The sequence below is a fragment of the Dyella sp. OK004 genome, from assembly GCF_900114495.1.
Classification (GTDB): Bacteria; Pseudomonadota; Gammaproteobacteria; order Xanthomonadales; family Rhodanobacteraceae; genus Dyella_D.
Map to the genome: position 1 here is coordinate 458,158 of NZ_FOZI01000003.1, position 13,035 is coordinate 471,192.

The following is a 13,035-nucleotide window of genomic DNA, read 5'->3' on the forward strand; positions in this document are numbered from 1 at the left end:
CAGAGCATGGATAGACAAGTCCGGCATTCCCGATCAAGCCATGCATCCGACCAGCGCCTATGTTCGCAGCTCCAGGCAATGCCAAAGGAGCTCTACGATGTTTCGAACGCTTACGTCCTTAATCGCATGCGGCCTTATTCTTGCCGCCTCCCCCTGCGCGGCGAGGGTCGAGCCGTACCCGGCCGACTTCAAGACCGAAACGATCGCCGTCAATGGAACGCGGATCTTCGTCCGTGTCGGTGGCCACGGTCCGGCGGTGGTCATGCTGCACGGCTATGGCGAAACCGGCGACATGTGGCAACCGCTCGCCGCCACGCTCGCCAAGACGCACACCGTTATCGTGCCCGATCTTCGGGGTATGGGCTTGTCCGCCCACCCAGATGGAGGCTACGACAAGAAGAACCAGGGTCGCGATGTCGCTGGCGTGCTGGACGCCTTGCATGTGGACAAGGTCGACGTGGTCGCCCACGACATCGGCAACATGGTCGCCTATGCCTTTGTAGCCGAACAACCACAGCGGGTGACACATTTGGTCTTGATGGACGCTCCCATCCCTGGCATCGGCCCTTGGGAGCAGGTTCTGAAGAACCCACTGCTCTGGCACTTCCACTTCTACGGGCCGGACATGGAGCGGCTGGTGAAGGGACGCGAACGGATCTACCTCGACCGCTTCTGGAACGAGTTCTCAGCCAACCCCAAGAACTTTGACGAAGCGAGCCGAGTGCATTACGCCAAGCTCTACGCTCTGCCGAACGCGATGCACGATGGCTTCGAGCAGTTCCATGCCTTCGACCAGGACGCCGTCGACAATCAGAAATTCGTGGCCGCCGGCCCGCTGTCGGTGCCAGTCCTGGCCATCGGTGGCGATAAGTCCTTCGGTACACAGATGGTAGTAGTGGCCAAAGCTGCCTTCAGCAACGTTCAGGGCGCTGTGATTCCCAACGCAGGCCACTGGTTGATGGAGGAGAACCCGGAGGCCACCATCGCCGTAGTCCAGGAGTTCATTCGATGAGCGCCTCCGGCAAGATCCAGTCCTGCAGAGCAAGAAGCGTTGCTTTCTTGATGCTAGTTGCGACGTCGATTGCCGTGGCCGCTTCTCCCGGTGACCAACTGCGACTGGACCCAAAGGATATTGCGGCCCTCTCAAAGGGCAATGCAGGGGCAGGCACCTCTGGGGTGGCCGGCATTCAGACCACCATTCTATTTGGCGACCCTGCGGCCCCTGGGCCTTACACCATCGCACTTCGGGTGCCGGCCCACACAACCATCGCCGCTCATACGCACCGCGACAATCGCTCCGCGGTCGTGGTCTCCGGTACGTGGTGGTTCGGCTATGGCTCGGTTAACACCAAAGACAAGCTCAAGGCTCTTGCTCCGGGCAGTTTCTACACCGAACCCGGTGACCAGGCCCACTTTGCCCGGACGGAGGACCAGCCCGCGGTCGTCTACATCACAGGCGTTGGCCCCACGGACACCCACTACCTCGACGCCTCTGCCGATCCGCGGCGGCCATAGCCACGCCCGTACCCAAACAATTTCGCTCAAAGGTTTATCGCCATGACGTCCTACGCGACCATCCGAGATCCGATCGCCGATCACCTTCTCACGCCGCAGAACGCCGCTGTCCTAATCATCGACTTCCAGCCGGTGCAGGTGAGTTCCATTGCCTCGCGCGACAAGCGCCAGTTGGTTGCCAATGTCACCGCGCTTGCCCGCATCGCAAAGCTCTACGACCTACCGGTCGTGCTCGCGACGGTAAACGTGTCCACGGGGCGCAACCAGGCAACCATCCATCAGATCACCGAGGTCCTCGACGGCGTTCCGATCATCGACCGCACTTCAATCAACGCCTGGGAAGATCAGGATTTCGTGGCCGCGGTGAAAGCGACGGGCCGAAAGAAGCTGATCATGGCGGCGCTCTGGACTGAAGTGTGCCTCGTCCATCCCGCACTGGATGCTATCGCTGATGGCTTTGAGGTCTACCCGGTTGTTGATGCCTGCGGCGGCACCTCGCTCGAAGCTCACAATGCCGCGCTCGACCGACTCTTACAGGCGGGTGCCAAGCCAACGAGCTGGGTGCAACTTATCTGCGAACTGCAGCGAGACTGGAATCGCGAAACCACCTTGTCCGGCTTTGCTGAGATCCTTTTCGCCATCGAAGGTCATTGACCTGAGATCCCATGATGATCTTGAGGCTTTCAATCAGCGGCCTCACCGCGGTCCAAGTCGCCATCAGCCTGCTGGTGATTGTTAGCGGCCAAGTAGCAGTGGCCGGACTTTTGCGCACTCAACGATCAGGGCCTTGGATCGCGATCTTTCTCGCGACCACCATTGCCACAAGCGTCACTGGCTTCCTCTTCCACTCAAAAGCCATCGGTGCGCCGCTGACCACTGAAACCTTAGTTGTCCCATTACCCGGTCTGATCTGGCTTTTGATCCGGCCCAATCACTAAGGAAATCCAAGATGAAAAAGATACTCGCCGGGCTGGTGCTGGCGGCGGTCACTCTCATCGGCTCGAATGCGTTTGCGCAAATGCAGAAGCCCAGCAAGCCCTGCATCGTGCTGGTACATGGCGCGTTTGCCGATGCCTCGAGCTGGGCCGGCGTTATCAAGATTCTGCGCAAGGACGGCTATGTCGTCATCGCTGCCGCCAATCCGCTGCGCGGCGTGAAGAGCGATGGCCAGTACATTGGGAGCCTGGTGGGTAGTCTCAAGGAACCGGTGGTGCTGGTCGGGCACTCCTACGGCGGCAGCGTTATCACCGAAGCGGCTAACGATCATCCAAACGTCAAGGCGCTGGTGTATGTCGCCGCTTTCGCTCCGGTAACGGGCGAGAGCGCCGCTGATCTGGCCAATAAATTTCCGGGCAGCACGCTCGGCCCGACCCTTGCTCCGCCGGTTCCGCTTTCGGATGGCGGCAAGGATCTCTACATCTTGCAGGACAAGTTCCATGCGCAGTTTGCAGCCGATGTGCCAGTGGCGCAGGCGGCTCTGATGGCAGCCACCCAACGTCCAATCACCGAAGCTGCGCTCAATGAAAAGAGCGGCAAAGCCGCATGGCAAGCCGTTCCTTCATGGCACATATACGGCGCTGCGGACAAGAACATCCCGCAGGAGGCGATGGCTTTTATGGCCAAGCGCGCCAACGCGAAAGACGTCAAGGTGGTGAAGGGCGCGTCCCATGTCGTCATGGTGTCGCATGCGGAAGAAGTCGCGCACTTGATCGAGGAAGCGGCTGCGGCGAAGTAAAGCGCCAGCTTCCGCAGCACTGGCATTGCCCGTGGCTGGATTTGCAGCCAGCTCTTCCAGTCACGGCGCTGCCACACCTACCTCACCTCGGCCAGGACACTCTGACATGACCACGATTACCGCTAAAGACGGAACGCAGATCTACTACAAGGATTGGGGCAAGGGTCAGCCCGTCGTGTTTTCGCACGGCTGGCCGCTGACCGCCGATGCCTGGGATGCCCAGATGCTGTTCCTGAGCTCGCACGGCTATCGCACCATCGCTCACGATCGTCGCGGTCACGGCCGGTCGGGCCAGCCATGGAACGGCAATGACATGGATACCTATGCCGACGACCTCGCTACGCTGATCGAGAAGCTGGACCTGAAGAGCGTGGTGCTGGTCGGTCACTCCACCGGTGGCGGCGAAGTCGCCCATTACATCGGCCGCCATGGCAATGCACGCGTGGCCAAGCTGGTGTTGATCGGGGCCGTGCCGCCGATCATGGTCAAGACCGCCGGCAACCCCGGTGGACTGCCGATTGACGTGTTCAACGACATCCGCCAGAAGACCCTGGCCGACCGTTCCCAATTCTTCAAGGATCTCTCCGGGCCATTCTTCGGCGCGAATCGCGCGGGATCCAAGGCGACGCAGGGTATGCGCGACTCCTTTTGGATGCAGGGCATGATGGGCGGCCTCAAGGGGCAGTACGACTGCATCAAGGAGTTCTCCGAAGTCGACTACACGCCGGACCTGAAGAAGGTCGAGGTGCCGACGCTGGTCATTCACGGCGACGACGACCAGATCGTGCCGATCGACGATTCAGGTCGCCTGTCGGCCAAGATCGTTAAGCACGCCACGCTGAAGGTCTACCCGGGAGCGCCGCATGGCCTGACCGCCACCCATCAGGAGCAGGTCAATAAGGACTTGCTCGAGTTCATTCGCTCCTAAGTCACTCCGTGCGCCGGTCGTGGTTTCCTACGCCGGCACCACGTCGAGAACGCTTTGCGTTTTCGATGCTTGTCGCACTTTGGATAATGCCGCTTGCCACCCAAGCCCTCGCCTCGCCGCATCCATCGCCGCAACGAGCGACGGGGCAGGGGCGATTGGCTCGTGTTATCGGGGGTAGGGCCAGCGTCTGCTTTTCGACCCTGAGGTGTCATTCGACGTCTTGATTTGGCTGCTACAAAGCCGCCGGTCGGAACTTTGCCTGCGCTCGGCATGCGCAGTTTGGGCTCTGTGCGGCAGAGGAGCTAGGTGCGATTTGTGCCCATGGGGCATCCGCTTGTAAATCACCCATGTGCGCCTTACAGTGAACCATATGGTTCAGTATAAAATCCGCCTCGACACAACGTTCGCTGCGCTCGCCGATGTCACCCGACGCGGCGTGCTGGAGCAGCTCGGGGGTTCAGACGCCTCAATCACCGACCTTGCCCAAAGGTTTGACATGACCCTCACGGGCATGAAGAAGCACGTCAGCATCTTGGAGCAGGCGGGACTCGTGACCACGGAGAAGGTCGGGCGCGTACGAACCTGCAAGCTCGGACTGCGCCGGCTGGAAGAGGAGGCCGCGTGGATCGAGCGGCACCGCGAACTCTGGAGCGCACGCTTCGACGCGCTGGACGAAATTGTCGATCACTTGAAACGCAAGGAGAGGGCAGATGCTCACCGAAAAAGAAGGTAGTCCCGCCGCCACGAACCGCACCGTCGTGAAACGCAAAGCCGACTGCGAACTCGTCGTGACGCGAACGTTCGATGCCCCGGCGCACATCGTCTTCGAAGCGTGGAGCAAACCCGAATTGTTCAAGCTTTGGTGGGTTCCGAAATCGGTGGGGATGTCGCTGGTCTCGTGCGACATGGATATTCGCACCGGAGGCACCTATCGCCTCGTGTTCCGCCATCCGGCCTTCGATCAACCGATGGCGTTCTTCGGCACGTACAAAGAAGTGACGCCGAACAAACGCCTCGTGTGGATGAACGAGGAAAGCGACCAGGGCGCGGTGACCACGGTGACGTTCGAAGAACACGCCGGCAAGACGCTGGTCACCCTGCACGAACTCTACCCCACGGAAGCGGCCCGCGACGAAGCCATCGCTGGTTCGGCGGAAGGCCTGCCCGAACAGTTTGCGCAACTGGATGAGTTGCTCGCAGACAGATCGTGATCACACCGCGGTCACCGGCGTATGGAAGGGAAGGGATGACGATGAACACACGATCACCGCCGCGCTGGCCAGTTCGGCGCCACGTGAGGACGATATGCTCAGGCGCGATTTCCTGAAGACTGCCATAGCGACCGCAGTGCTGACTGCGGTCCTTCCTGTTCAAGCCAAGAAGACTCTCGCCATGTCGAACGAGCATTTTGCCGACGTCAATGGCCAGCATCTCTTTTACAGCGTGCATGGCGCCGGCAAGCCGCTCATTCTTCTCCACGGTGGCATCAACCCAGACAGCTTCGGGAACAATGTGGCCGAACTGGCCAAGGGCCGGAGGGTGATCGCCGTCCATCTCCAGGCACATGGGCGCACGCCGGACACTGACAGGCCACTGCGCAGTGAAACGATGGGCGATGACGTTGCCGCCCTGATCGGCCATCTGAATCTCGGCAAGGCCGACGTCATGGGCTACTCGCTTGGCTCCAGCGTCGCGCTGCAGACCGCCATCCGCCATCCGGATGTGGTCGACCGGCTCGTGCTCGTGTCCGCGGCGATGAGGCAGGACGGCTTTTATCCGGATGTGGTGGCGGCCTTCAAACAGTTGGAGGCCAACGCTGCCACGCTCGGCCCTGGCGTCAAGGCATCGCCGTTAGGGAAGGCCTATTCCGATGTCGATTGGACCAACCTCTTCAGGAAGGTCGGTGACCTGACCAAACGCCCCTTCGACTGGAGCGCCGACGTCGCCAAGCTTCAGGCCCGCATACTGCTGGTCTTTGCCGACGCTGACGCCATCCGGCCCGAACACATGGTCGAATTCTGGAAGGCGCTGGGAGGCGGCCAGCGCGATGCCGGGATCGATGGCTCCCTGCGACCCGCAAACGAGCTTGCCATCTTGCCGAACACCACCCACTACACGCTCCCCGTCGAGCCGATGCTGCCGGAGATCGTCGAACGCTTCCTCGGAGCTGCATTAAAGGCAGTAGGTTAGGGGCCCGCGAAGCGCTCACGGAGCTATCAGGGCGCGGGAGAGTTGCGTGTGTCCTTTGATGTTTTGAACGAACGGACACGCCGCCGCGGACACGTGATGGTTCATGGGTGAGGGTGGTTGTGATGTGCAGTGCCTAGCTCGGCGGCAGGCACCATCCGCACAGCTCTAAGTAGCTTTTCCCGCGGCTTAACTCCGACGTTCGAGCAGCAGCGGCGAAGCCAGCCTACAGTCTGGGTGCATCCGGTTAAGGCTGTGGATCGCGCCAGCCAGACCAGTCATCAGACCCGGCGTAAAGGCGGCGCGAGTCATCCCGCCGATCACGCCGTGATGCTCCTCAATGGCCGAAATGACCTGGGCGGTCGGCTCGTCCGGGTCGATGGTGGAGACGTCGGGATCCAATGCCGCGGCGCGTACGAACAACTCCCATAGCGACAGGTCACCGTGGCAAAGCGTATGGCTTGAGCCCCACTGGCCATGCGAGGCCGCAACGGCGCGACGCAGGGTGCGCAGATGACGCGGATCGCGCGTGCGCGCGTACAGGTCGCTTGCGGCCAAGCCGATCCCGACACTGCCGTTGCACCAGGTGTGGAAGGTTTCGGTGGCGCCCAGTTGACGCATATCGAGCCAATTGCCCAATGTCTCGTCGTAGAGCGAATCCTGGAACGCGAACGCAGCGTCGGCGAGCGCGCTCCAGCGCATACGGTCAGCCTCGTCGCCGGCATCGGTCAACGCCAGCCGCGCCAGTGACCAGCCGATGCCGACGGCGCCGTGGGCGAATCCGCCGATCGGCTCGGCGAACACGGGTGTCCGCCAGCGTGCGCCACGCGCATCGACGATAGCTGCGGCTTCCAAGTGCCGTGCCGCCCGCGCAGCGAGCGCGAGCCATCGCGCGTCGTCGGTGGCTTCGGCCAGTTGTAGCAGTGGCACGATGGCGCCGCTGGCCCCGTCGATGATGTCAAAGTAGAGATCGTTGTCGAAGCCTTCGTGCGCCAAAGCCTCGGCACATGTCACGGCGTTCGCGATCAACTCAGGACGCCGCAACAGATCATGCAAAGTCAGCCAGGTCCAGATCTGCGCACCGTAGCCGCTAAAGCCGCCGATCGTCCTGGGTTTGTCGGCCGCTACCAATGTCTGCAGGATGTGCAGGGCGCCGTCGAGTGTCTCTTCGATACCGGGCACCATGTCTGCGCGACCGCATTCGACCTCGCATACGTAGCCAGCCAGTGCGATCACCACACCACCGAGGCCGAAGTAGACATCGGCTTGCAGCGGTTGGACCAGCCAGCCACTTTGGGTAGTTTCCGGGGTAATCCAGGTCACCGAGCCATCGTCACCGCGCACCGCAAGCCGCAGCAGGCGCTCGACCGCTTCCAGGGCAAGCTTGCGGCGGCGTGCATCGAGACGATCAGTATGCGGATGACGAGCGAAGTAATGGCGCCTGTTATCTACGGGCTCGTCAACGCTTCGATTGAGTTTTGTCGCGACCAGCGCACTGCGAATGGTCAGTTCTTCCAGATCGATACGCATCGCCCGCCAGTCGGCCACGGCCGCATCGATCCGCGCGCGCGTCAGCGGCGCCGCGAATACCGGCACATCGCCGTAGCGCAGATCGTCGATCTCGGCCGCTATCTCCTGCGCAGCCGATGGCGCGATCGATACCACGAGAGCATTGCGTGCGAGTAAGTCTCGGGCGCGCTCGATCGCCTTGGCTTCATCGTGCAGCGAAGCGGGGTGCCACAGCATGCGCCCGATTTCCATATAGGCCTGGGTCGGTCGGCGGATGTCGCGGGCCTGGCAGTGCTCGAATGCGGCCAGCAACGGCATCAATTGACCATCGGTGTCGACTTTGCGCAGTTGCGCTGTGGCGGCGAGAAACCCTTCGCTTATCTGGTCCCAGTACAACGATACGTCCGGATTCGAGCCGGGATGATTCCGGGCCGGGGTCACGTCGACATTGATGACCTTTAATCGCGCCTCCGTCGTGCCTTCGCCAACGATAATCGGCGCATGCACTTGTGGTTGCTGGTTCGGCAACGCGCCGGCTGCAGAAATGTCGACGCCATCAAAGCCTAGCGCCGGCGCGCGGTATGGGACGATGCCGGTACGCAACACTGAGCTGCGAATCAGCACCTGGGCAAGATCGTAAGCTTGACCGTATGGCGATGGCATGCCTTTGTCGATGACGGCGAATAGACTCTCGACGTCGATCACCACCGGTACCGGACCTGCGGCGATCAGATTCTCTAAATGTATGTCTGTGCCACCGAGCAAACGCAACACCGCCAGCCAATGTCCCAGGCCGCGATAAAAGATCCGCAGCTCGTCTTCGCTTTCGCAGTGGCGCTGGACAACGTAGGCGGCCCAGCCATAGTCGCCGCGGTCGATCACCTCGGGCACGCGGATGCGATCCGCGGTGGCGCCGAAAACGCCGGCAAGAAATGCATCGAGCACGCTGTCGATGCGTAGTGAGCGCGGCTTGTACATTACCTCGCCACCTTCCAGCGACAACCGCGCCACGGCTTGTCCGCCTGCGTGCAGGTCGCCTTGCCCCAGGGTCAGCGCAGTCAGACGTCCAGCGGGTCGGCCAAGCAGGCGCGCCAACGCGCTACGGTCGGCGATAAACCGCATCAGTAGCGTCTCGATGGATGTTCGCTGCTGGCTGAGTGCGCGCTGCAGGCGTTTGCGCAATGGCGGGTAGCGACGATCCAGATGCTCGGCGAATTCCGGTTGCAGTGAGCGCTCGACGAATTGGGCGAAGCGACCGGCGTCGTCTTCGGCTGTCAGTTCGCCCGCTCGCTTGGCCGCATGCAGCTCCAGCAGTAGTACGCGATTGAGCTTGAGTCGCGCTGTATTGTGCACGGCCTCTTCGGCCGCCGAGCGGATCGATGCTGCTTCGCCTAGGTCGAGCTCTGTTGATAGTTCCGCGAGGCGGGCAGCGAACGCTGCGCGTGTAGAGGCGGTGAAATGCTCAATGATGCGGGCGAAAGCATCGGGTGTGCTTGTCTCGACCATCGTTTGCTTGGAATCCTTCCAGTGCAGGAGGCAGTTCGCAAAACTGTCGATGATCAACGCGCAGCCATCATCGGGCTGCGCGTTGATAGAAACTTAGTTCAACAACAATCACACCCGCCGAAGCCACCGCATGAAACGGTCGTGGCGCTGGTAAACATGTTCATCCCAGCGGTCGAGCCGGTCAGTGCCGCCTCGGTCGCCGCTGCACCTTCGATGTAGAGTGGGCCGGCCGGATTCTCCATGCCGTCAATGCTGTCCGAACCACTAAGCCAGCCCGAAACAATATCGTCAGTCTGTTGCATAGCGTTACTCCTGAGCTATTGAGTTGGATTTGAATGGCAGCCAATCCCACTCGTTCGGGATTGAGGCCACTTCCGAACATTGCTCTTCAAGACGTATGCGGGAGTCCTTAGCCAGGCCGACTTGGCAGCGTGTCGAAGCCCTCCGTGGAAACACCGCGCCATACGTTGGGCGCACTGGGGCGCGATTGTCAACGTGAGTGGCGGCCCTGCGCTGCTTTTGTTTGGCGACCTGCATCACCTGCATAGAGGCAAAGGCGCGCAGGCGTGGAGGGCGCCGGGGATCGCCCCCCCTCACTGGTTGCTATTCGGACCGGCTGCTATCTGACAGATAGCGGACTTGCGGCTAAGGCCAGTCATCGGCGAGCTGGGAATGTCCGCCTACCAGGGTGGACATTGGCAAGCCAGAGCTAGTCTGTGGCGGCCAAAAGGAGCAGGGGGATTAGGTCAAGTTATCGGGGGGTAGGGGTGGGCGTCTGCTTCCCATCCGTTGCCGCCATAGGCTTGCATGGAAGCAAACGGCAACCAGCTAGTACATCGCCAGCGCCAGCATCGATTGTGGCCAGCTAGAATTGAGCACATAGCGTGAGCACGACTCGTCGGTGGGGATCTTGTCGCAGACCTGGCCGCTTCATCTAGGAGGCACTGGCATGGCGTTGGTTGCAGAGCAAATCCGGAGTGCAAACGCAGCGATCTGCCAGAACATCGACGCGCTCGGCGAGCAACGCCCGCTACTGTCTCAGAACGTGCTCGCGCAGCTTCGCAACCTGGTCGAAGGCGTCCTAGTGCGCCTGCATCTTGGCACAGGCGACGCTGAGTTCGGGTACGACGCCGTCAAGCCGGCGCTGGCGTACGTGCGGAGCCAGGGAAAGCTGAACTTCCTCAGCCGTTTCCATAGCTTGCTGCAAGTCAGCAGCTCGCACTACACCCTCGACGGCGATGCCTCCGAGCGGCTGATGCTCAAATACTGCGAATACATGTACCGTCTGCGCAGCCTGGTCCGGACTGCCTGCGCCATGGACGTACTGGGCAACCTGGAATTATTCCCAATCGACCTGGATCCGTCGCTGCGCGAGTATCACCTGAAAATCGCACGACGGATCGAGGCAGTGCGTGGCACGAAGCTGGATCGGGAGGCTGGTGCGCGCTACTACATCCACAGGATCCGACCCTTCTTCGTAGAGGGTCACATCTATTACGAGGTGACCTTTTATCGCGCTGTGAACCGGGTGAGCAAGTTCGATCGCGCCATCGCATTCACCGACATTGACATGACCGACAAATACTCGGCCTACCTGGTTCTGCAACGCGACGCGATCCGCGTGCTCGACCAGACGATGCCCATCACGCTCATCCGCGCATGGGACGTATCGATACGACCGTGCGAACTGGACAATTTCGCGCGACTGCTCGGCATCCGGACCAAGGTCCGTAGTAGCTCGGCCGAGTTCCACTACCTGATGCAGGGGCTGACAGCGACCTCAGGAAGCTTGTTGGATCTAATGGACATGGAAGAGAAGGATTATCGATCGGCCCGCTTCGTTCCCAAGGCCGGTGACGCCCCCATCATCTTCTCGATACTGGATGAAGCGCGGCGGATCATCCGCTCCCGAGCCAACGGCTACAACCTAATTCGTTACTTGATGCTCCGCATGCACAACCATGTGCTCAAGTCGCAATATGCCGCCGACCCATGCCGGTGGCTGTCGAACCTGCGCTTGCAGCTGGGCTGCATTCCATTCGAGAAGATGCCGTTTTGCACCTCGCCCCGCGACCACAACCCGCGCTTTTCGGACCTTATCGAAGCATTGGATGCGGGCCAACGGCGGCACGAATTGCTGGCGCGGCGGCTGCAAATCAATGTCGAGCAACACGGCATGCTTTACACCCCGGTTGAAGACTTGGAAGCCTTTGGCGACCCGAAGGCGTTGATCGCGGCATTCAACGGCAATCTTTACCATAAGCACGGACACAGAACGCTCGAGCAGGACAAGGACCACGTCTTCATTCGCGGCTACGAAGATGAGACAGCCGCCATCGTCTCGACTTTACAAGCGGCAGCGGCTGACGGTATCGCTGGCTACACTCAAGCAGTGGCGCGCTGGCTGGAACATACGCTCCGTGAGATCGACGACCCGGCAAAAAAGGATGCGCTCGAGCGCCTTTTCAGCGACTCCAAAGTCGCTTTGATTTATGGTGCCGCGGGCACAGGCAAGTCGACCATGGTCGATCACATCGCCAATTATTTTAACGACAAGTCGAAGCTTTTCCTGGCGCACACCAATCCGGCCGTCGACAACCTCAAGCGCAAGGTCAATACCCAGAACGCCACGTTTCGGACCATTAGCAGCCACATTTATCGGACAGGCTTCGATCCGGAATACGACTTGCTGATCATCGACGAGTGCAGCACGGTCGGCAACTCAGACCTGCTCAAAGTGCTCCAGAAGACCTCGTTCAAGCTGCTAGTGCTTGTGGGGGATGTATATCAGATTGAGTCCATCCAGTTCGGCAACTGGTTTTCTATCATCCGCGCGTTCCTGGCCGACAGCGCGATCTTCGAGCTGACAACACCCTTCCGGACGAAGAGTCCTGCGCTGCTGCTGTTCTGGAACAAGGTTCGTAACATTGACGACGATATCGACGAAGTGATTGCGAAGAATGGCTATTCCGGAGTTCTGGACAAGACCCTCTTCGAGCACGTCGGCGACGACGAGATCATCCTGTGCCTGAACTACGACGGCCTGTATGGCATCAACAATGTCAATCGCTTCCTTCAGAGCAGCAACCCCAACCCCGCTATTCTCTGGCGCGAGGCGACCTATAAGGTCGGTGACCCGATTCTTTTCAACGAGTCCGAGCGTTTTCGATCGGTCCTATACAACAATCTTAAAGGTCATATCGTGGCCATCGAGCAGGGGCAGGGTTCGTTGCGCTTCGATGTCGAGGTCGATCGCTCGCTCAGTGCCTTCGACGTCGTTGGCACCGAGTTAGAGTGGGTGGCCGGATCGACGGTGCGGTTTACCGTTGTCGACCAGGACACAAGCGATGACGACGATGACGCGTTGTATACCGTGGTGCCTTTCCAAGTCGCCTATGCGGTCTCCATCCATAAGGCACAAGGCCTGGAGTACGATGCGGTAAAGATCGTAGTGACCAACGCCAACGAGGAAGATCTGACACATAGCATTTTCTACACGGCGATCACCCGGGCGCGGCAGCACTTGCGGATCTTCTGGACGCCGGAAACCCAGCGGAAGGTATTGGCGAATCTTCGCCGCACGATCAATCCCAAAGACGTCGCGCTACTTGCGGCTCGTCGTGGATTCACGCCCGCGCGCTAGTCTTTTGAGCAG

The 13,035-nt window shown here is 60.5% G+C and carries 12 protein-coding genes; 10 read left to right on the forward strand and 2 right to left on the reverse strand.

What is annotated here, in order from left to right; genetic code table 11:
* Nucleotides 1-97: 97 nt before the first annotated feature.
* From BM338_RS14525 to BM338_RS14565, 9 genes are all read left to right on the forward strand, one after another.
* Nucleotides 98-1,012, forward strand: coding sequence for an alpha/beta fold hydrolase (locus BM338_RS14525; RefSeq protein ID WP_090451866.1), 915 nt, complete (start codon nucleotides 98-100; stop codon nucleotides 1,010-1,012).
* Nucleotides 1,009-1,515 carry a cupin domain-containing protein gene (locus BM338_RS14530; protein WP_218156354.1) on the forward strand — a complete coding sequence of 169 codons (507 nt, stop codon included), beginning with the start codon at nucleotides 1,009-1,011 and terminating at the stop codon, nucleotides 1,513-1,515. The genes BM338_RS14525 and BM338_RS14530 overlap by 4 nt, the downstream gene beginning before the upstream one ends.
* Nucleotides 1,516-1,557: 42 nt before the next feature.
* Entirely contained in the window at nucleotides 1,558-2,169 is a 612-nt protein-coding gene (locus BM338_RS14535) for a hydrolase (protein WP_090451869.1), read from the forward strand.
* Nucleotides 2,170-2,180: 11 nt separating this feature from the next.
* Nucleotides 2,181-2,453: a hypothetical protein gene (locus BM338_RS14540; protein ID WP_090451871.1), complete on the forward strand. Its 273-nt coding sequence runs from the start codon at nucleotides 2,181-2,183 to the stop codon at nucleotides 2,451-2,453.
* 11 nt (nucleotides 2,454-2,464) lie between these two features.
* Nucleotides 2,465-3,250, forward strand: a complete 786-nt coding sequence (locus BM338_RS14545) for an alpha/beta fold hydrolase (RefSeq protein WP_090451873.1) — start codon at nucleotides 2,465-2,467, stop codon at nucleotides 3,248-3,250.
* Nucleotides 3,251-3,356: 106 nt separating this feature from the next.
* The gene (locus BM338_RS14550) at nucleotides 3,357-4,178 is read left to right on the forward strand and encodes an alpha/beta fold hydrolase (protein ID WP_090451875.1); all 822 of its coding nucleotides are present in this window, start codon (nucleotides 3,357-3,359) and stop codon (nucleotides 4,176-4,178) included.
* Between the two features lie 370 nt (nucleotides 4,179-4,548).
* The gene (locus BM338_RS14555; protein ID WP_090451876.1) at nucleotides 4,549-4,911 is read left to right on the forward strand and encodes an ArsR/SmtB family transcription factor; all 363 of its coding nucleotides are present in this window, start codon (nucleotides 4,549-4,551) and stop codon (nucleotides 4,909-4,911) included.
* Nucleotides 4,889-5,389, forward strand: coding sequence for an SRPBCC family protein (locus BM338_RS14560; protein WP_090451878.1), 501 nt, complete (start codon nucleotides 4,889-4,891; stop codon nucleotides 5,387-5,389). The genes BM338_RS14555 and BM338_RS14560 overlap by 23 nt, the downstream gene beginning before the upstream one ends.
* Entirely contained in the window at nucleotides 5,352-6,368 is a 1,017-nt protein-coding gene (locus BM338_RS14565) for an alpha/beta fold hydrolase (protein ID WP_255367315.1), read from the forward strand. The genes BM338_RS14560 and BM338_RS14565 overlap by 38 nt, the downstream gene beginning before the upstream one ends.
* A gap of 186 nt (nucleotides 6,369-6,554) precedes the next feature.
* Here BM338_RS14565 and BM338_RS14570 read toward each other — a convergent pair whose 3' ends face one another.
* Together BM338_RS14570 and BM338_RS14575 are read right to left on the reverse strand one after the other, a co-directional pair.
* Nucleotides 6,555-9,380, reverse strand: coding sequence for a type 2 lanthipeptide synthetase LanM family protein (locus BM338_RS14570; RefSeq protein WP_143109308.1), 2,826 nt, complete (start codon nucleotides 9,378-9,380; stop codon nucleotides 6,555-6,557).
* Nucleotides 9,381-9,478: 98 nt separating this feature from the next.
* Nucleotides 9,479-9,682 carry a DUF6229 family protein gene (locus BM338_RS14575; RefSeq protein WP_090451882.1) on the reverse strand — a complete coding sequence of 68 codons (204 nt, stop codon included), beginning with the start codon at nucleotides 9,680-9,682 and terminating at the stop codon, nucleotides 9,479-9,481.
* A gap of 647 nt (nucleotides 9,683-10,329) precedes the next feature.
* On the opposite strand from BM338_RS14575, the gene BM338_RS14580 reads away from it, so the two are divergent.
* The gene (locus BM338_RS14580; protein WP_090451884.1) at nucleotides 10,330-13,023 is read left to right on the forward strand and encodes an ATP-dependent DNA helicase; all 2,694 of its coding nucleotides are present in this window, start codon (nucleotides 10,330-10,332) and stop codon (nucleotides 13,021-13,023) included.
* Nucleotides 13,024-13,035: the final 12 nt, after the last annotated feature.